Origin of the sequence: Pedobacter duraquae, from assembly GCF_004362245.1 — a bacterium.
Taxonomy (GTDB): domain Bacteria; phylum Bacteroidota; class Bacteroidia; order Sphingobacteriales; family Sphingobacteriaceae; genus Pedobacter; species Pedobacter duraquae.
Genome location: NZ_SNWM01000005.1, coordinates 419,017 through 439,825, shown reverse-complemented (window position 1 = coordinate 439,825; position 20,809 = coordinate 419,017). Strand labels below are relative to the sequence as shown.

Here is a 20,809-nt window from a genome sequence, read left to right as displayed (position 1 = left end):
GCAGCCAAGAATACATAGTCTGGTTTCTCTGTAGCAAAGAATTCAGATACGGCCTGTTGGTTGCGTAAGTCAAGTTCAGCAGAAGTCCTTGTAATAATGTTGGTATAACCCTCTTTAACAAGTTTGCGGTAAATTGCAGAGCCAACCATGCCGCGGTGGCCGGCTACATAGATTTTAGAATTCTTTTCCAATTTTAAGAGGTTTAAAAGTTAATTAAGAAACAACACTCAAAGATATTAACTCAATCACGTATTTTTACACGCATGTTGTTAAAAAAACACTTATTTAGTGCAATTATTCTGCTATTAGCATTGAATTCCTCCGCACAAATCACTATTTCTTCCAAAATAGACACCAGTAAAACCAATAACGCCCAACTAATTAAGTTTATCAATACGTACTTCCAAAAAGATTCCATCAGCAAAACAATGTGGCATCCGAAATACAAAAACAAAGTAGTTTGGGATTACAGCATGGACTGGATCTGGGGAACCTGGTCGCCTAAAAAAATCTCCACTAAATTCGATCTCGAACTTGTAGAACTCCAAAAAGTAAACGATACCCTATCTTACTTTAAAATATCCGCAGCCAGTAAGCCGGAAATTATGCATGAGAAATTCACCAACGTCTACAAATACTATGTCGTAAACATCAATGGAAAATATTACCTCGACAACTGCAAGCCGTACGACCAAACCAGGTTTACTGAATACAAAACAAAAAACATCAATTTCTATTCATCTCCATTTTACCATATCCCTCCTGCTAAAATGAAAGCTGCAGCAGTAGAATTGGAAAAGCTAAATAAACAGCTCAAGCGACCTGCCATCACAAAACCTATAGACTATTTTCTGTGCGCAACTGAAGAAGAGCTCAACAACTTATCAAACATAGTAATCTGGAACGGCGGCCTTGGCGGTTACACCAACATACCCGAGCGTTTCATTGTAGCCATCAGTGATAACCCCGATTATAAACATGAATTTGTACATGCGCTATTAGGAACTGGCGCAAATTGTTTCTTTCTGCAAGAAGGCATGGCATCCCTTTATGGTGGCATGGATGAAGGCGCAAAAACCTACGAACAAGGCATCAAAGAGTTAAAAGAATGCTACAACTCTGGCGACTGCAATTTCGAAAAACTCTACGCCAGAAACATCGGCCAAAAGTACAGTAGCAGCCTTACCTATACCTTTGCCGCAGCTTGTTGTAAATACCTGATCAACAACTACGGATTGGAGTATTTCTATAAACTGTATTACAACAAGGATATCACCTCAGAGAACTTCCTGGAAAAAGTAAGCAACATAACCGGAAAAACCCCAAAAGACTTTCGAACAGGTATGGAAAAGCTATTATTTTAATAAAAAATACAACGCAACTACATAGGTTATAATACACCAAAAATCAACGCTTCACAGGTTCCCCTTGCTTATCCCGGGCTACAGGAGAAATCCCGGAATTTTGCAAAGGTTTAAGTGATTCTATGACATTTAGTTTTTTTTGCAGGCTATCTATTCTATGATGAAGTACAGCATTGATCCTTACTAAATCTGAGCCAACAACAAGCGACTTTTCTTTAAGTTTAGCGTCAACATATAAAAAGCCACCTACAAAAATACTTGCGATATAAATTGTTACCACTAACGTATAAGTCAGAAGCACCCCTTTTTGAAATTTTGTTTTAAAAATATGTTTTACAACAGCGATATCACCCAAAGTATCCTTATAAAAAGGCCTTATTTTTTCATTCTTATTATAAATATATACGTTAAGTGCCAAGGCAACACTAATTAGGAAAATTACTACCCAGTATTTGATCACCTCATCCCCAGTTAACATATTAATTATAACTCCTCCTAAAAGTCCAATGAACAGATTACTAATAACACTGTCAAAAATCTTTAAGTAAAGCCAGGCCAAGCTATATTTTAATAGGTAGTTTGTCTTCATGATCCTCTTCTAAAAACACGCTCAATCATACTTGGTTCTTTTTTGAATCCATATGCCTCGGCCAGTGTTAAAAATTCATTAATATCCTCTTTGCTACCGCTGTCCCACCCTTTTAAAGCCTCAAATTGAGTTTCTGTAGTTCCTTGATTAATCATGTTAGTATATATTTTGTGCTTAAGGTTAAACCATAAGGTTTGGTTTGGGAAAAAATTTTTTTTATTAATCGCCTCTGTCAAATCCTCAAAAATTCTTTTAACAGCTGCACCCATTGTTTCTTGTGCATTTTCCCTAATTGTAATTGCTAAACTCTTAAAAACATCTTCTGGAGACTTGTCCTTCTCTGTATATACTTTTGAATGCCATCTCAGGCCAAGATAATCGCCCATGACATCTTCAATTTCCTTTGACGCGCGATTGGAAGCACTAAAAAATACGACTGGAAGATGTACTCTTTTATCAGAATCATCACGTAAATGTATAACTAGGTTAATTCCATTTTCAGCAAAGGTCGAATTAACAAGTATATGATCTAACAATATAATTTGAATACGATTGTCAATGATATATTTTTTAAAGTCCTGATAACATATATATCGCAACAAATCCTTTGTGTAAAAACTTCCATATCCGGGATTAAGTAGGATTCGAACATTATTAGTGAATTTTTTATAAGCCTCTATGTCATTTTCCGGAAAAATATTAAAATCAGAAAGCGCTTGATGAATTTCTTCAAATTGTGTGAATTGATTTTCAACAACAACTACTCTTATATTCTCCATATCAATTAGGATTTAGTTCTAATATTGCGTGAAAGTTATATAGGTGTAAATCCTTACTTAACAAATCTTCAACGTGGTCTTGCTTAAAGACAATACGGCCCAACTCAAAACTCCTAAGCATAGTCGAAATAAGTTCAATACCTGCAATATCCTTCTTTAATTTGCCGTTCTGAACACCACCACTGTTATTAATGCCATTTAGCGTTCGCGACGGGCATTTTGCACATGTATTGGTTATTCGAAACCTTATTAAACCATCCTTACTTTCTGATACACTAACAGAAATCTTATTGATTTTTTCTAAACTATCGTCCTGTATAAAACCTGGCGGATAATCATCTAGAAAAATGTACCTGTTCTTTTTTGCATTGACTAACAATTCAAATAATATACTATCTAATATTTGCCTTGAAAATTTAAAAGGCTTAAAAATTAATGACCCCGGCCTGTAAATTACAAGCTCACTGTTTTCAATTTCATTCATTTCAAAGATTTCTTCGGTCAATTTAGATAGGTGATCTGTTATATATTCTTTTTCAATCGTGTCGTCCTTGATGTCAAAAAATCGAATAAAGTCTTCCTTAGTATGTTTATAAGAAGAGAACATATTCATCTCCTTCATATCCAAAATATAAAGTTGAGCCATAGCAATTGTAGACAATATCTTTTTATACTTTACAGCATACTCAGGATTTTGGGAAATCCTGATCAGCATTTCACGGCCGTGACCTGTTAACATAGAATTTCGTTTGTGCGCTTGTGCAATCATCCAATCATTAAACTCATAATTTTCATGATGCTTCTGTATGAATAAGCTCAGCAATGGTCTCAGCAATAATAAATACCGCAGCACTTGAACCCGGATTGTATTGTCATCTTCCTGATTAAAATAAAAACCTATAATTCCCTGACCTTCATCTTCTTTTAGCGATCTTTTATTAATTCGTAATAAAAACAGTCTGTTATAGGAAGCCGGGATGCAAGCTAATCCACTTTCAGAATCAAACTTTGGGGCTTCATCTAATGCATATAAGCTCTTCCATGCGCTTTTACCTCTAATATTTGTACGCGCAAGTTCTTCCACTGTGATATTCGAAACTTTGGTTCGATCGGGGATTCCCTTTAGGAATTCCATCAAATATTTATTCTCAGATGTTTCATTGAATTCATTGATTGCACCGTGGCTGCCATGATTATGAGCAAAATATATTTGATTCCCATCACCAGATTTATATTTTACTAAAAAAAACAAACCTGAAACCGACCTGTCACTGAGCGCTAACGAATGGAGACTCGCCATAAGTAGTTCCGTTTTTCTACTCCGTTCCTCGGAAAAAGTATCACCGCTCCCTAGTAAATTATGTAGAAACACATACCGCATAAAATCTACATCTGCCGACAATTCCATTATTTTTGTTGACAAACCAATATTTACAAAATCGAGCAGTGTATTATACCTATAGTTTGTTTTGACTGACTCCTTATCCAGAGCCTCTTTAATACTTGCTATTGCATCTTTTTCTCGTTTAGCGTTGTTCCAAGTTATCTGCCCTGAAATAAGCGGAATAAATTGTTGAAAAAGTATTCCATTTTCTTCCGAAAGCATCCTAACCAATTGTTTAAACCCTTCACTACCCTTTTTTTGAAAGGAAAGTAAAGTGAGTTCCAACTGTATACTTTTAGCCTCATTTAAAAGTAGTAACTCTTTCACCTGAGCAATAAAAAAGACGGTGAAATTTTTCAGCGTTTGTTTGTTAAAATCACATTCAGATGCTTCAGTCATCTGCCTGTCTCGCTTAAGTTGTTCCTGCTCCGTACTTTTATCTGAAATCAATTTCGGAATTCCATTTTTTGATAGCAAAACAGCAAGCATTTTAAAGAAAGTTTCTGATATCAAATAGTTTGCATTTAACATTGCCGCCCTTCGAATCAAAAATTTAAGTCTTCTGAAGTCCTTATATTGAAGTCTGTTTTTCTGCGTAGCATCCAGTACCTGCAAGCGATGTGAATCAAGCATATCTATCACCCATTTAAATACTTTTTGTTTGACAGGCTTATAATGGGTCAAGGGCGATTGTGTGAGTGTTTTCAGCAGTGCATCGTCCAAGGCTTCGGCTTCAAAAAATGCAGGAACATATTTTTTAAACGGGCCCAGATTTGTGTGTTTAATGTTGTAGGTATTTATGAGATCAACCTTCCACTCTTCAAAGGTTTCAAAATCTTCTATTCTCTTTCCACCTGCGTTGCGCTCATAAGAAAACCAGTCATAAATATAATGGTTCGCCAGAACTTTTAATATAAACCGCTCAGGAGGATTAGGTAATAATCCGATCTTAGATTCTCTGATATCTAGCCTGCTTGCCTGCTTGAGAAAATGAAGTTTAACTGTATCCAGAAAGGAATTCTCAGCGAGAGTTTCATACCTCAATTGTTCTTTACATAATGGACACGTATTATCAACATCATTAATTGATGCCAGATGTAGACTTGCAAAAGCAAAAAAACCTTCTCCCTTTCTCGTCAACTTACGCACCACGTTCTGCTGACTAAAGCTACTGGAACGATCCAGCATAATAATACATCCGTCAAAACCTTGTTCTTTATCCCTGCTATGCTTAACCAAATAATTGGTTTTGATAAAGTTAGAGCCGGCCAGTAGGGTATCATCTACAAAGAAAACCCTGCTCTTTCGTTTTTTTTCTGACGGATTAATAACTTCACTATAAAAACTTTGAAAGTTTTGAATATGATCCTGCGTTGGCTCGTAATGTATCACGTCGGCAGAGCTATCAAAAAGCACTTCGTTAACCATATGTACAAAACCTGCATTTGAATAATTCCCCGGAGCAATGATAATATTTGAGATGTTTGTAGAACGCGCAAATAATCCTGTTTTACCTTTTTTCTTTACCTCATATAGCCAAGTTTTAATACCGGCCTTATTTTTCAAAAAAAACATCTGCTTTTCCAGATAGAATTGGTAATGATTATGGTCGCTCAAATAATGTCCATACTTAAGCATTTTCGGTGTTACCGTAAATGGCGGTTGCAACGGAATAGTCCTTCCTCTGGGGTTGCTAAAAATAAGCATAGGTGTTACAGATGTTTTGTCTGTAATAAATAATGGCAATTCTTCTTTAGGATCTTTAGAAAAACATTCTGCGCAATCCTGAATATCATACCATTTACTCGGTAACTGTAAATAAAAAAGTTGTTTTTTTAGCCCACCGGAAAGGGCATTAATCATTACCGTGCGTTCGGCCGGAATGAACGTGCTCCAGCCAAATTTTGCTTCATTCAAAGTAAGTCCGGCACCATCTCTTTCACTAGCATCAAAAACATTTAACACATTCAAATGTGGTTCGATAATCGATACCAGCGGATTCACTTTTTTAATTGACTCGTCAATCTTTACAGAAGTAGAAAACGTACTTGATATTGGTACAATGATAATTACATTAGCATTTAATTTTTCACGCATTTTCATCGGCTCAAAAATCTCTTCGTCATTAATTATATCATGGTTGATGAGTTTTGTAGCAAAATAATCACTAAGTAGTTTTTCTACAATACTGATGAGCATCTCTGAATAAAGTCCGTAACCGATCAGTGTTAAACCTCCACTTTTATTCTGTGACTTTCGATCGCCAAGTATAGCCTTTCTTTTAATAGGATTAGAAATATGGTCCTTGATAATGGTTTTGGCCAACAAGAATGCGAAAGGCGATGAATACGCATTATGCTGAAAGAATCGCTTCGCATAATAATAGTCACGGATATGGATCTTGGATCCAAGTCTAAAATGTGAGTTTGAAATCTTAAATCCACTTACTGTCCGCTGACCATCTACAGGGTCAGTTTTTAGTTCCGTCTGCAATTTAAATCGCGCCTCATGTTCAAATATAGTAAGCCCTTCAGGCCCATCTAGTATCAAATAATAAGGAAGTCTTCCTTCTGCATTTAATGAAAGGTAATTTCTCCCACGCGCTTCATCTAGCTGGTAACCGTATAGCATCACATTCGGTTGTAAGGATGGTGCTCTCGATGTAGAATTTAAGGCTAGGTTAATGATAATCAACGTAGAATTTAAAGTCCAATTTGATGAGATCTCCATGATCGTGGTTGGTGATACATCCAGACCTTCAAGATCCACGTAAAAAACCATCTTAGATAAATCTTTCCTTTGGTAACTAGCCGGAATTTCTAAGTTGAGCTTATTCGAAGCACACTCCTCAACTTCCAACTTGACCATTAAATGCCGGCTCTTTCCCTCTGCTCCGGCTGCTATGCCGAACAATAAAAGTTTCCCTAGGTTTTCAATTGTAACATCAGAAGATTGAATAAGATCAGCATATTTCATAAGAGGGCATTTAATCACAAATTATGCATTAATTCGCTAAAAACCAACACCTTTAAATAGGTGTATTTTTAAAATCGCTAAGCCTGACTGCTAATCGCCGCCTACTTAAAGAAATTTTGAATATCTGTAGAATAGCCAAGCATAAATGCAAAGAAGCCGCTTTTGTACCCCAAGGCCTTGCTCACTTTTGTTTTGATATAAATACCCCCTCTATTTATTTTTGAGATGGCTTTCTTTGGTTGAATGAAGATATTGAAATCAATGTCCAGGATATTCCCTAATCCAGACTTGAAATCTTCTGAAGTAAGAACGGCTAATGGGTGGTCTCCACGCAAACCCTTAAATCGATCATCAAACAACCTATACCCCGTTAAGTAATTAACCTGAAGATCAAACCCGAACCGACTCTTATGATCAGCTACTTTAAATCGTGTCTGAAAAACGCCAGTATAGGCAGATAAGTTATTATAAACGGTCGAATCTGTCTTTGCCTTAGTTAGGTAAACCTGACGGAAATTCGCTCCAGACACTTGCCCTCCAGTATTAAATTCTACCAGCAAGTTCAAATTTGCTGCATTTATCGTGACGATGTTTAAGAGCGGTCGAAATGAAAAATTAATATGTTTTAAAAAATCGATCTCCCTGTAGGTAAATTGATTGTAATTAACAAATTGGGTTTCAACAAAGTTATCTTTACTTCTCAGATAATCCGAAGTTACTGTTGCCATTACGTTAACGGTTCTAAGCCAGCTCCGTCGCCCACGATTGAGGTAAAATGATGCATATAATTCGGCTGTAATTGGAGCTTTAGCACTTGCATCATTTAACCCAAATGGATCAATAAACGCTGAGGCTGATATTAAGTCGATCAGCTGTCGTCTCTTTAACACCGCCCCACCGCCAGGCTTTATTATGTAAGATTCATCTTGAAATTCATAAGAGATGGGCTCAACAACAGGAGAGATTTTGAACAGTTCGCAAAATTGCAAATAATAGGTTTTACCATTCAGTTTCACTGGCATCGATCCACCATTATTCATTAACGATGCTAATTTAAGGCCCCATCCTGTATTAATTATTGGGTTAATCTGAACACCGTCAATTGTACCTACAATATTTAGATAGAGTGCGTTGTTGTATGTATCGAACTTTACGTACTCTATTTTTAAATATTTTCCATTAAGCTTTAACAGTTGCATGGGAAGATTACAATCACATTCTGATTGCTCACTATGTAACTCAACTAACTCGCCCTTGAGTTCAATAGATGCGGCATCGCCATCTTCATCAGCAATACTTTTAATTCTATTTTCAATAAGGGCTATGACTTCCTCCCTGTTAATAGTATTACCACTCACAGCCTTTTCTGCAACCGTGACTGGGAGCGGCAAGAAATTGACCTTATAGATCTTGCCGCCCAATTTAGGAGAAAAACCTTTTAACTCGGCAATGGTATCCTGCACCTGTACGCCTTTGATTTTATTAACAAACTTGGGGCTTATTGGAACTTTTAGTTGTTCTTTAATCAATAGTATTTGATATGAAGGTGAATCAATATTCAAATACACTGAAGGTTGTTTAATCTTTTTATTGGAATTTATAATATTCAGGATAGTTACTATGCTATCCCGGACTAGAGCAGACTTATTGATACTAGCAGCATTAAAGACATAATTACCATCTTTATAAGTTAGAATAGGCAGATTGCTGTTTAATTCTATAACCGACTTGCTCATCACCGTATAGGTATAACTGTCATCAATATTTTGAATTTCAATTAAAGAGTTTGCACTATCAAGATTCCAGACTTTTGCACTTATACCCTCCGTTGGCTCTTCAATTTTCTTCTTTATTCGAGAAAGGATATTATGCGGTAGTTTCAATAACAATTCTTGATAATTTGATGAAATGGCAGCGTCCGAGCACGAAAGGTTAAAACTCTTCTTCAAAGCTGCTTCCAATTCACTTTTTATATCTTTATCGGCAAACTTTCCATAACTCAATATAGCCCCGTCAATTTTTAGCGTAACGAATTTCTTATCTTTCAATTCAACGATAATTGGCTTTACTCCTTTGCAATCTTTAAAAGAGTCTTGATAAATAGTATCCACTTGAGCTTTTAAGCTGTTCGATCCTAACAGGGCTAGCATACATAGTCCACGCATCAGTACCACCAATAAATCTGTTTTCATTTTATGTAGCGTTTTTATTGCTAGTAATACCCTTTTATAGCGTCAACAAATTTATTGTACTATATCCTTTAAAAAATACCAACTTCTTGGTATTTTTATTAAATATTAACCGCAACTCACTCATGCTCAACTACTCAATATTAACCTCGACGCTCATACTATGTTAAAAAAATATAGTACAACAGAAGAAAACATCTTGCTCGCATCGCAACTTTATCAGCTCGACAATCAGCAAACGAACAACGTCCATCTGATTGAAACTTTGGGAGATTATTTACCAGGACTATTGTTAATTAACGATATGGCAAACATGGAAAACATCTATATGAATAATACCGGCTGCCAATTTCTAAATCAAAGCAGAAAGGAAATTAATGAACTCGGCTCTGCTTACTTTAAATCAGATAGCTTTTGCAAAGACGAAATGGATTGGATCGCAAAAGATTTCACCGCATTAGCAAAAAGGAATGATGATGCAGAAGTGCGGGGATTTTATCAAAAAGCCCGAAGAAACAAAAACGCAGAATGGACACGATATTATCTCAGTGGAAAAATCTTAAAAGGATGTCCAGGGTGTTTTGTATATATAGGGGTGGAAATTGCCAGGCAGCAAAACCTTATTAGCAATATCAATAAGCAGTTTGACATTTCACCAATAACTCCAGTCTCGTTTCAAAGATTTAGCACACTAACTAAAAGAGAAAAGGAGATTCTATTCCTTATTGCTGACGGGCATGCTAATAAGCAGATATCTGATCGTCTGTTCATCTCAGTTTTCACTGTAGAAACACATAGAAAAAACATCAATAAAAAGCTAGGCACAAAAAAACTTAGTGAACTATTGAGAACTTCAGATTTGTTTAACCCATAGATAAAAACTCGTTTCTTAGTAGTGTTCGTTTTTTACATCCCTATCAATAACCTTAGAGATTTAACGCTTGCTGGTCAAATTCCCCGGACACCCCCCTTCAGCGACGTGTCTTGAAATAATTGATGTTGTTTGATGACATGCAAATCTTCCCTTCAAGATTTGAGGAAGAAAATAACATCATTTATTTCACCTCAAGTCCTTAAAACTTACAACCCTGCTATAACTGGATACCCCTCCTCAGTGACGTGTTCTTGAAATAATTGATGTTGTTTGATGACATGCAAATCTTCCCTTCAAGATTTGAGGAAGAAAACAATATCAATTATTTCACCCGCACTCATTACCCCTCACCCCTCTTCATCTTTATACAACAAACTCCCCGCAAGCATCAGCTCATGCACCCTTTCATAGAAGTAAATCATATCCCTGCTATCTTCCAAACCCAGCGTAGAATCCTCGATAGTAAATGTAGATTTCAACATCGTCCACAACATATCATGGATCATATCCAAATGATAATCCTCAAAAAAAGACTTCATCACGCCTTGCGCATAAACCTCCAACTCAACCTCATTACCCGACGGCCTTCTGTGTAAATACAATGCTGTTGTTTCCATATCTTTCCCATTTATTATTGGCATACATAAATGAGCCTAAACGGGCTAAACGCAAGATGGCGTGGAGCTCAATTCATCGGCCTAGAGGTACTAGTATACCGTGAGACGACAAAAAGAGCCCACGCCATTTTGCAGGAATGGGCATCTTCACTATCGTCTTGCCTCTGTAAATTACTAGTTTTCTAGACCAAGACTCAAGTGTAATTTCTTATAAATTCCCTCAGGAAAAACTAAATCTACAAAACTTGCAGAACCATCCCAAAAGCATCAAAATTACATACAGAATAACCTTAATCACTCTGCACTTCTAATCTCTGCAATCCCCAACAAATAGTGGTTAGATATTTGAAAATAAATCCATAAGGCACTACATCAGAAATCATTAACCCGTAGCAAAGATCCCTGTTTGTTCCCATCTTTTCCTCTGCCGATAAGCATAAAAACCCAGAAACACCAGCGATATCACCAGTGTACCTAATAGATAACTCTCAAAAGATGAGTATATAGTTCTATCCCGTTTAATGGTACTCACGTCTGGATTGTCCTTCAAATAAATGACAGTTGTTTGATAAGGTGGCTTGGGAGCATTAGGATCTCCATCGCTAAGGTCAACCAACATATCTCCGCTTCTTGAAGCTTTATGTAATACCCCATCCGCCGATCTAAATTCATAACTCATAATACCACTAAATGGTCGTTTATAATCCCCGTCGGGACCTACCGAGGTAACTACTCCACTGGCTTCAATTCCATCCTTGGCAAGTAGATATTCGTGCCGATGGGCAATCAGACCGAATATCAGAATTACCAGAAATGTTCCGGCCCAAAAAACTACGTAGCGGAGTAAAGTTGTGTTGTTGATTTTAATTTTCATGGTTCTAAATATTAATTTTCAATTAAATTGTTCTTATATATGCTTGTGGACTGTTTATCTTCGTGAAGCTGTTCTAACTCGTCCCTAAGATTCCATACCGGCTTCTGATGTCGATCTTTATAATCAAGCCATGCAAAGAAAACTGAAAAAAGCAGGTAACAGCCCCCTAAGCAGCTTAGAAAAATAGTCGTATCATTACGCTCAGCCTCGCCGGCCACATTACCTTTAAGCCGATTAACACTGGGGTTATCTTTTAAATAAACTACAGTACTTTTGGCGGCAGGATTAACAGGCACAAAATATTCTGGCGAAGCCAGCAACATATCCTTTGATTGTGTTATTCCATGATGCAATACCCCATCTGCCGACTTAAATTCATAGGTATTTGGACGGTGTTCTATATCACTATCCGAATGTGATTCAATAGAAGTAATTAAGCCAGTAGTCTCTACTCCATCTTTTTCCAGCCTATATAGCGGATTTTTGCGCTCAAAATAAAGAATTAGAAATACTGCAACAGCCAATAGCGACGCTATGAGTTGCATGTATCTGAAAGCCCCGGTCTCTTTATTAAACATGATGATGATGATTTAAGATGAATAAATAATCCAGTTAAAATTCGAATCAGAAATAGTCAATCAAGCATCAGAGAGCGCAATACGCAGGCTATAAGGGAAAGTGATGATTTATAGATGCTTAACGACTCAATATAGCAATAAGAAATCAAATTATACAACTTTCAGTTGTGAATTATTCGCACACGCACAATCCCGGAGATTTACCCTTCAGAACCATATTCCGGAAATTATTGATATTGTTTGATCACATCCAAATAATGGACTCTGCCATTCCTGGATCTACCCCTTCAGCGACGTGTTCTGGAAATAATTGATGTTGTTTTGCAAATATTGGACTCTGCCATTCCCGGATCCCCCCATTCAGCGACGTGCTCTGGAAATAATTGATGTTGTTTGATGACATGCAAATCTTAACTTCAAGATTTGAGGAAGAAAACAATATCAATTATTTCACCCTCACAGTCCTGCAAAACACCTCCCTTCAGCGACGTGTTCTGGAAATAATTGATGCAGTTGGTAACACGCAATTAAGCAACCTGCATTCCTCGGATCCCCCCCTTTTCAGAGACGTGTTCTGGAAATAATTGATGTTGTTTGATGACATGCAAATCTTCCCTTCAAGATTCGAGGAAGAAAACAATATCAATTATTTCACCCTCAAGTCTCGATACCCCTTACACTCAAGCCGCCTTGCTCTTCTTAATAAATTCGAAAACCTCTGCTCCATAAATACCTTTAAATAGTTTATGAAAATATGCAGGTGTTTTGAAGCCACAATCTAATGAGACTTCCTTCACAGTATGGAACGTGCCATTCTTCAACCCCTCCATCGCTACTTGCAGCCTGATAATACGCATGTATTGATTAGGTGTCAAAGCCACAATATTCTTAAGCCTTCTAAACAACTGCCTTTCACTTATAGCCATCTCATTACTCAATAGTGAAATTGTAATGTCAAATTGCCCAATATTTTTTCGCACCACGCTTTCCAGTTTAACAAGCCAAGTTTGATCTATTTTAGAAATGTTGCCGGCGTCCTGAATCTCTCTTTTGTATTCACTTTCAGGATCACATTGCTCCTGTTCATTAAGGATGTGCGAAATTCGCCTATACTCTTCCAGCTTTTTCCTTAAAGTGATATCTTTGGCAACCCCGAATATAAGTTGTTTTGCTTCAATCCTGACAGACGACCAGGTTAGCCAAACTATCTCCCCTGATTTTGTCATATACCTGTTGTCAAAATTTATTAGCGCTGTGCCTGAGATTACGTTCCTGCGACTCTTACCCGTCATTGCTTTATCCTCTGGATGAACAAAGGAATCGATAGGCCGCGAAAGCAATTCCTGTTCGCTGTAGCCAAGCACTTTTGACACTGCGGGATTAACTCGCTTAAAATATCCGTCAAACCCCGCAATACACAGGAGGTCAGGCGAACAGGCATAAAACATTTCAAGATCAGATAATTCATTCATATCAAAAAAGCCAGCTAACGAGATTTATTGGGAGGATTATATCCCGCAATAATAGGCATATTATCGCTTCAGCAAATCTCTGACCTACCTTAAACCGTATTTAAAGCCTCATTTGGCAGTTTTAATAACACATTTGTCAGTTTTATCAATGTGTATTCAGCAACTAAAGTCCGCTGATCGAAACGATCTAAAACGACAATTGGTCTAATCGAAGAAAACCATCACATTACCCTCATGGTACACGCCGCCTGTCTGAGACAATTGGTATTGTTTCGTTATAGTGAACCCTGCAATCTTCGGATCCTCCCTTCAGTGACGTGTTCTGGAAATAATTGATATTGTTTTGCAAATATTGGACTTTGCCATTCCCGGATCCCCCCTTCAGCGACGTGTTCTGGAAATAATTGATATTGTTTTGATGACATGCAAATCTTCCCTTCAAGATTTGAGGAAGAAAAACAATATCAATTATTTCACCTCATGCGCTTCTAATTATTTCACCCACACTGCCCTGCCCGAACTTAAAAAAGGGTAGACGATCCCTAATCGCCTACCCTCATCAATTTATCATCCTAAACTCCAGCAGAAAAAATCTACTGAAAACCTTCAACTACCCTAAATCTCAATTAGAGCCATATTAATTTTTTGTTAGTAAGTTCCATACTAGTAGTTCGTTAAATTAATGACCCAAATGGCAAACGCCTACTCCACCTATCGGAGACAGCTTCTGAAAATAATTGGTATTGTTTGGCCTACTCCATATACAAACTCAGCATTCTTCGGACCCCCCTTTTCAGAGACGTGTTCTGGAAATAATCGATGTTGTTTGATGACATGCAAATCTTCCCTTCAAGATTTGAGGAAGAAAACAATATCAATTATTTCACCTCATGCGCTTCTAATTATTTTACCCGCACAGTCCCCACTTACACATGCTTACATTAAACTATAAGTCAAGTATTCTGCTGCGTACATCTTTAACAAAATCTTCAGTGACATCAGCAATTTCGGCTATCTGCTGATCAGAGAAATCCAACTTATTCATCATATTTTTAACAAACCTGAGTTTCTCTTCAGCTTTACCTTCCTTCTTTGCCATATCTAGCAAAAGTTCTTCAATACCCATAGTAGTGCTCCTTTCCGTTAAAATTTCTACCTCTTCATCAAATTTAGCATTATAATCCCGATTTTCAAAGCGCACATAATACCTCAAAAAATTCATCAGGGCTCTCACCTTATCCTTACCTATCTGCTTGACCAACAATTGTTTTGCCAAATCAATTTTAATGCCCAACATAAGTCTATCTCGCTCCGTTTCGTTCATGTCTCCCTTGCCTTGCAAAGCCGATTTTGCAATCAGAATCACCAGTGCGAATAAGTTATCGCTTGATCGAAGTTCCTCCTCCGACTGGCTCGATATTTTGTAGGTATTAAATTTATATCGCACACTTGTCCCCAAAAAAGCAATCTCAAAAACAGCTGGACGTGCCTTGCGCGTACCTTCTGTAAAAATGGCATACGCGGTTACAGGCTTTTGATACTTATCCAAAATTCTATAGTAATAGCTGAACATACGTTGAGGAAAATCATGATGATATTGCCCCTGTACCTCAACATGAACTAAAATCCACTCTTCTTTCCCACTTCTGGTAAATACCTTAATTAGCTTATCTACTACTTTTGGGGAGTAGACGTCATTTTCTGGCGGAAAAACTTGCTCTAACTCCTTATCCAGGAATTCAATTCCTTGGTCAAGATCCAGAACTAATTCACACTTCGGACTCAAAAAACGCAGAAAATCGTCAAATACCTCTTCCAAAATTCCTTTCCACAAAATATCATTGTTTCTCCTCATATGATCAGGGTGCCATTTACGTCCCTAATCTCTACAATGCCCAACACATCTTGGTTAGATATTTCAAATTATACCCTAGAAGAAATAAGCATCATATATTTATAGATGCCCCTGCCTTCAGCGACGTGTTCTAGAAATAATTGATGCTAATAATGGACTCTGCCATTCCCGGATCCCCCCTTTTCAGAGACGTGTTCTGGAAATAATTGATGGTGTTTGATGACATGCAAATCTTCCCTTCAAGATTTGAGGAAGAAAACAATATCAATTATTTCACCTCATGCGCTTCTAACCTCTTCCCTTCAAGATTTGAGGAAGAAAACAATATCAATTATTTCACCCCCACTGTCCTGTCTCAATACTCTTATAAAGGTATGCCCCCTGGCCCCGGGAGCATACCATTTAAAACCAAAATGTTAACTCGTGTATGCTGTTTTACTAACCTCCGGCTCGAAGTTAATCACGTAGCATGCACAACACGTCAATGAACTTTTGCAACGCCATCCCGGCTAGTGCCCGGTTTATCAATTACCCGAATCGTTAAACCTGTATATAGATTGATCACCTTTTTTCAAAGACCCTACAACCTGAACTCCAGATCGATCTGATGCACCATTTTCATCAGCATCGCCCGTGTCTGTACTGCGGTAACCTGCATCACCGACTGATATTTTCTGCAGATACTGCCTGTCGACAATACCTTGTTTCCAATTTTTGCTGTCTCCACCCGCGTTGCCAAAAAGCTATACAAATCATTCTTCACCACAGCTTTAATCAAGCCACAGTCAACAAATAACCGGGCCAGGTAAGACAGCACATCTACAGAAAACACCGTTTTAACCCGGTAATCCTTTCCGCGTAACAGTGCTGCCGAATCACTATGCTGAGCCGTCGTTCCTTGATATACCTGCCTGGCTGCAATTCCGGCATGTAAGCTGTTCACATAACTAAGCAATACCGCATAGCTACCCTGCGCGGCCATGCCCGAAACACTCCCATGCAATTGCATTTTTAATAACCGCTTTTGATAGGCCTGTAAGATGCGCTGCTGGAATTCGAGATCAACCTCCGTGTCAAGCTCGGCAGTAATTTTATCCATGTAATGGTCCAGAAACCGGGAGTCCCGGTAATCCAGCACCACCAGATAATCCAGCAATTGCTCATCAAACTGACTAAAATGCCCCTGCGCACAAAAGGCAAGGATCTGATCCTGCAAAACAGCTTGCCTGTCGAGCTCCAGATAAGTATACCGCTCGAGGGATAGCACCTCGGCAAAGTAATTTTCGATGATCCGATGCAACTCCTGATTGCGCATCCGCGCCTTTAACTTGGTATGGCGCAGCTGGCCTGTCCTGATTAACGCCTTTTTGCGCTGTTCCACCATGTAACCAGGCATCAATGCGCTATGGTTATAAAACTCCGGATAGTACCTGCGCAAACTGCCCAACAACATGCTGAGCCACTGCTGTACCGCGTTGCCCGCCTGCGGTGCATCCATCAGGTCTGTACAGCTCAGTTGCAGATAGCGGATATAACGCGCTAAAACAGCTTGATCTGCAGTCCCCAGCATCGCTTCCCGCACCTCTGTCAGCAATGCCTCTACTGCATCCTCCAGTTCCTCCTCACTGGGCTTACCCATAATAAGCATGGTCAAAGCCCCAATCTGCCCGGTCTTCATGTGTTCAGCCTCCCTAGATATAAGCTGTCGGATACCAACTCGCGGTTGATTGAACTCACACTCACGTACACTTCCAGGCTTCTGCCCACCGAGTTGGGATGGATGGCAAACCTGCAGCTTCCCGCCAATCTGCTGATCCCGCCAATAAATCCTTCAGCTTTCTTCAGCTCAGCATCATAGAGCAACAGCGTAACCTGGTCGTCGGGCGTAGCCAAAGGCTGCCGCAGGTTAAGCCAGCTCAGCTCCAACTCTGCACCACTCAGCAAAACGACCTTTGGTTCACATAGATTGGGGAGATTCCCCTTGCTCATCACAAAATGTGGATAGCTGATTTCAAAATTCGGGTGACTGCCCATCAGAGCCGATTGATAATTGATTGAAAAAGCAACGTTCATCTCTGTACGGTGGGTAGCGATATTCCGAAATCCAACCGTGAAAAACCGTGCAAAGGGTGATAAGAACTCATGTAGGAACTTAAACTTGGCCTGTTGTGCAAGCTGCTGCTCCGTTCTGGGCTTGTCGGTCTCCTTAGGTAGCGACCGTATATATTCCACACTTCTCCATGTTGCGCCAACAATTGATCCGATCTTACCGCTGATGCCGCCTAATATTCCGTTTAATAACTTGGCCATGGCTTTAGGTTCTAGCAGGTATAACAAGGCCCAGGAGCTTCACAAGCTTCGAAATATATTTGGTAATATTCCTTAATTTTTTATGAATTTCCACATCCAACATTTCACGCAATTCATCCGAACTCATTCCGACTTTTGTCGAACAAGGTACGAACGAGGTCCGCACCAGTCTGCGACCAAGTGCGGTATGTATCCTAATAATATTTAGGTTTTTCTTTTTTGATTTTTTGTCTTTCTTTTTCATGTCTTTAATTTTTAATTGAGGTGTGATGAAACTGTAATTAAAGGTTGATCAATCCCGTTGTTAATTTGTGCTACTACAGTTTCGGGTAGTGCAAAGTGTACTTTGCAATGCGTTTGCGCGGGAAATGTTGGTCACCTCCCGCCTTGATAGCAGGTTTAAGCCTGGTCTTTGCTGATGATTCTCATCTCCCGGCCAAATGTGGCCAGCCAGTCTTTGAAGTTTCTGTTTTTTGCATAGGAAACCTTGCGCTCTGGCAGGCCAAAGACTGGCTGTACATGCAGTCGCTGCGTTTCACGCACATACCAGGCATCTGCAATCCCATCGATATTAATGATGCAGGACTGGTTAATCTTGAAATATGTAGCGGGTAACATGGTAAAACTGGCGTTGATGCTTAACCCGATTGGCCAGTTGCCGAGGGTATCTTGCGTGGTCAGCGAAATCAATGCATCCTCCTCTCTGTAAATGATGGCGAGCTTAGGATCTACTTTGATGTTCTTTTGTTTATTGTATTTCTTTACCGGCTGTTCCTGTTGCGCTGCGATAGTCGACACCGGGGATGGAACGGCTGGAATCTCCGTATCTTCAAGTGCATCTTCTGCCTTTTCATAGGCTTTGAACTGCCTCCAGATGAAGAGTTCTATCAGCCCATTACCTAACAGAATAAAAGCGAGATCAACCATGAAGTAATTGGTAAACCATACGGTTTCAGTGAAAATATTTTGCTTAGCGAGGAGAAAAAACAGTGCCGCCAGAATGAAAGCTAATAATTGTGGTATGATGACCGATACCAGTATTCTATACCGCAAATATTTATTCTGCTCAAATGAAAAGGAGTACTTTTTGCGGGCATGCAAAATGACGTGATACAAATACTCTGCTACGATAAGCACCATCACTGAATTGAGGAACATAGGCTTGGGGTAATTTTTATGATGCATTACCTCCCATGTTGTCATATCGGTGAAGCTGCATAAGATCATATGGCTGGATACTATTGATCCGATCACTAAAAATGATTGTGCTTTCCAAATTGGTGGGCTCCATGTCTTTTTTGTTAAGGTCTGTTTCATAATTTGAGTTTTTAAGTGAAAATTTAGAGTTGATTACCATAAATTTATAGAGCTTTTAGTTGTATTTGCAAGTCGTTATCCTTATAAGAAGCTGGAATACAGCACCCTGAACAAACTCAAATCACGAATAAACAGGGGTAGACTTTGAAATTCCCACGAATAGCAAAATAATTAACCAGGCTAAAAGGGGGATAAAACGGCCTTAACAGCGTTGAAAAGCGGGATATAGACCGGCAATCGACTACGCTACCCTAAAAATTCATACGAATAGCGATTTTTAGGGAAAATGTGCGAATTTAGAACATTTTAAACACTGATAATGAGGCATTTTTGCAGATTTAGGGGGAAAATAGGAAAGATATTGGAAGGTGATTGCGCTAAATAGGCGTTGTTTTGTAGTGCCGAAGGCTGTGTTAGATGTCTTACAGCAATGTAATCGGTAAATTCCTATTGCTTTTTATGAATAGAATTCGAATAGGTTATCGTTTTGGAAATTCTCAACCGCCGTTCTTTCTGCTTTTACCGTAAGCGATTTGACAGCGACAATCTAGTACTTCACATTTCTATTGCTTAAACTAAATATCGGAATATGCATTTAGTAATGTCTTTTTTTCAAAGATTTCGACTTGCTTTCAAGTGCCTTTCAATCCCTGAAATAACCGTATCTATTTGTAAATTAATTTGTTGTGAAACTCTGTAAATAGCTAATTTTACCGGTGCAAAACCAAGATCAAAATAATAGACAAGCTAACCAATATGATAAAATTATTAAAGAGAACCTGGAGGTTACCCTCCCTGTAATCATTAGGGATGTGCTTGGTCTGGATATCCTGCTAAGCGAGGAACTGCCGGATGATGTACAGCATACGAAGGAACGAAAACCGGACGCCTTGAAAAAAGTAACAGATACTTCAGGTAAAACATACGTGCTGCAGGTCGAATTTCAGGTCCAGGATGAACAGGAAATGGTATATCGCATGGCGGAATATAACATCATGCTGATGCGTAAATACCGCTTACCAATAAAACAATATGTGATATTTTTAAAGGATGCAAAACCATTGATGGATACAGTATTGGACACTGAATATTTAAAATTTCATTTTACACTGATCATGGTTTCAGAGGCCAGCTACAAATTATTTTTAAGATCTAACAATGCATCAGTTAAGATGTTAGGAATATTGGCTAACTTTGACAAGGAAGATAGCTTCCAGGTAGTTAAGTCAATTGTAGATGGCATACAGTCTGCCGGAGATGATGATTTTGCGAAGAGCCGGTATTTTAAACAGTTGCGTATCATGCTACAACTACGCAAGAATATTGAACAACAATTTGAACAAGCTATGCAATCAGTAAGTACATTTTTCAAGGAAGAAAACGATTTCTTGTATCGAAAAGGAGAAATTAAGGGAGCAGACAAAAAAAGTCACGCTGTCGTTATGAACCTGATTGTTAAATTGGGATTTACAGACGACCAGATTGCGGAGCTTGCCGAAGTGGAACTCGAATACATTAAAAAAATACGTGCCGAACTGGCCAAAAAATAAGGCTTACCATTTGAACATGAAATACCTTTTCATTTTCCGTAAGAATCGATTTTCTCAAAAAGGCATTTACGTTAAGACGTT

Annotated in this window: 18 protein-coding genes; 3 read left to right on the top strand and 15 right to left on the bottom strand. The window is 38.5% G+C overall.

Annotated elements, in window-relative coordinates:
* A partial coding sequence (locus CLV32_RS19810; protein WP_133558687.1) for an NAD-dependent epimerase/dehydratase family protein occupies positions 1-191 on the bottom strand: 191 nt, incomplete at its 3' end.
* Between the two features lie 72 nt (positions 192-263).
* Between CLV32_RS19810 and CLV32_RS19805 the strand changes: the two genes are divergently transcribed.
* The gene (locus CLV32_RS19805; RefSeq protein WP_133558686.1) at positions 264-1,364 is read left to right on the top strand and encodes a hypothetical protein; all 1,101 of its coding nucleotides are present in this window, start codon (positions 264-266) and stop codon (positions 1,362-1,364) included.
* A gap of 43 nt (positions 1,365-1,407) precedes the next feature.
* On the opposite strand, the gene CLV32_RS19800 is transcribed toward CLV32_RS19805, so the two are convergent.
* The 4 genes from CLV32_RS19800 to CLV32_RS19785 form a co-directional block, all read right to left on the bottom strand.
* The gene (locus CLV32_RS19800) at positions 1,408-1,953 is read right to left on the bottom strand and encodes a hypothetical protein (RefSeq protein ID WP_133558685.1); all 546 of its coding nucleotides are present in this window, start codon (positions 1,951-1,953) and stop codon (positions 1,408-1,410) included.
* On the bottom strand, positions 1,950-2,732 hold the full coding sequence (locus CLV32_RS19795; protein WP_133558684.1) for a hypothetical protein: 783 nt from the start codon (positions 2,730-2,732) through the stop codon (positions 1,950-1,952). Before CLV32_RS19795 ends, CLV32_RS19800 begins: the two co-directional genes overlap by 4 nt.
* Before the next feature lies 1 nt (position 2,733).
* Positions 2,734-7,092 carry a hypothetical protein gene (locus CLV32_RS19790; RefSeq protein ID WP_133558683.1) on the bottom strand — a complete coding sequence of 1,453 codons (4,359 nt, stop codon included), beginning with the start codon at positions 7,090-7,092 and terminating at the stop codon, positions 2,734-2,736.
* A 101-nt stretch (positions 7,093-7,193) separates the two neighbouring features.
* Positions 7,194-9,284, bottom strand: coding sequence for a hypothetical protein (locus tag CLV32_RS19785; protein WP_133558682.1), 2,091 nt, complete (start codon positions 9,282-9,284; stop codon positions 7,194-7,196).
* A gap of 160 nt (positions 9,285-9,444) precedes the next feature.
* Between CLV32_RS19785 and CLV32_RS19780 the strand changes: the two genes are divergently transcribed.
* Positions 9,445-10,155, top strand: coding sequence for a LuxR C-terminal-related transcriptional regulator (locus tag CLV32_RS19780; protein WP_208111058.1), 711 nt, complete (start codon positions 9,445-9,447; stop codon positions 10,153-10,155).
* Positions 10,156-10,502: 347 nt separating this feature from the next.
* Here the strand turns inward: CLV32_RS19780 and CLV32_RS19775 are convergent, their stop codons facing one another.
* From CLV32_RS19775 to CLV32_RS19735, 10 genes are all read right to left on the bottom strand, one after another.
* A complete protein-coding gene (locus tag CLV32_RS19775) occupies positions 10,503-10,772 on the bottom strand; it encodes a hypothetical protein (RefSeq protein WP_133558681.1) in 270 nt (89 codons plus the stop codon).
* Positions 10,773-11,154: 382 nt separating this feature from the next.
* Positions 11,155-11,646, bottom strand: a complete 492-nt coding sequence (locus CLV32_RS19770; RefSeq protein WP_133558680.1) for a DUF3592 domain-containing protein — start codon at positions 11,644-11,646, stop codon at positions 11,155-11,157.
* A gap of 11 nt (positions 11,647-11,657) precedes the next feature.
* Positions 11,658-12,224 carry a DUF3592 domain-containing protein gene (locus CLV32_RS19765; RefSeq protein WP_133558679.1) on the bottom strand — a complete coding sequence of 189 codons (567 nt, stop codon included), beginning with the start codon at positions 12,222-12,224 and terminating at the stop codon, positions 11,658-11,660.
* A 244-nt stretch (positions 12,225-12,468) separates the two neighbouring features.
* The gene (locus CLV32_RS23180; RefSeq protein ID WP_166641989.1) at positions 12,469-12,627 is read right to left on the bottom strand and encodes a hypothetical protein; all 159 of its coding nucleotides are present in this window, start codon (positions 12,625-12,627) and stop codon (positions 12,469-12,471) included.
* A gap of 277 nt (positions 12,628-12,904) precedes the next feature.
* On the bottom strand, positions 12,905-13,696 hold the full coding sequence (locus CLV32_RS19760) for a PAS domain S-box protein (RefSeq protein ID WP_133558678.1): 792 nt from the start codon (positions 13,694-13,696) through the stop codon (positions 12,905-12,907).
* Positions 13,697-14,642: 946 nt separating this feature from the next.
* On the bottom strand, positions 14,643-15,551 hold the full coding sequence (locus tag CLV32_RS19755; protein ID WP_133558677.1) for an RpnC/YadD family protein: 909 nt from the start codon (positions 15,549-15,551) through the stop codon (positions 14,643-14,645).
* A 580-nt stretch (positions 15,552-16,131) separates the two neighbouring features.
* Positions 16,132-17,229: a hypothetical protein gene (locus CLV32_RS19750; RefSeq protein ID WP_133558676.1), complete on the bottom strand. Its 1,098-nt coding sequence runs from the start codon at positions 17,227-17,229 to the stop codon at positions 16,132-16,134.
* Positions 17,226-17,861, bottom strand: coding sequence for a DUF6266 family protein (locus CLV32_RS19745; RefSeq protein WP_133558675.1), 636 nt, complete (start codon positions 17,859-17,861; stop codon positions 17,226-17,228). The genes CLV32_RS19750 and CLV32_RS19745 overlap by 4 nt, the downstream gene beginning before the upstream one ends.
* 4 nt (positions 17,862-17,865) lie before the next feature.
* Positions 17,866-18,105, bottom strand: a complete 240-nt coding sequence (locus CLV32_RS19740; RefSeq protein ID WP_133558674.1) for a hypothetical protein — start codon at positions 18,103-18,105, stop codon at positions 17,866-17,868.
* A gap of 155 nt (positions 18,106-18,260) precedes the next feature.
* A complete protein-coding gene (locus CLV32_RS19735; RefSeq protein ID WP_133558673.1) occupies positions 18,261-19,178 on the bottom strand; it encodes a hypothetical protein in 918 nt (305 codons plus the stop codon).
* Positions 19,179-19,894: 716 nt separating this feature from the next.
* On the opposite strand from CLV32_RS19735, the gene CLV32_RS19730 reads away from it, so the two are divergent.
* Complete coding sequence (locus CLV32_RS19730) at positions 19,895-20,728, top strand: RpnC/YadD family protein (RefSeq protein ID WP_133558672.1); 834 nt, start codon at positions 19,895-19,897, stop codon at positions 20,726-20,728.
* The last annotated feature ends 81 nt before the right edge of the window (positions 20,729-20,809 follow it).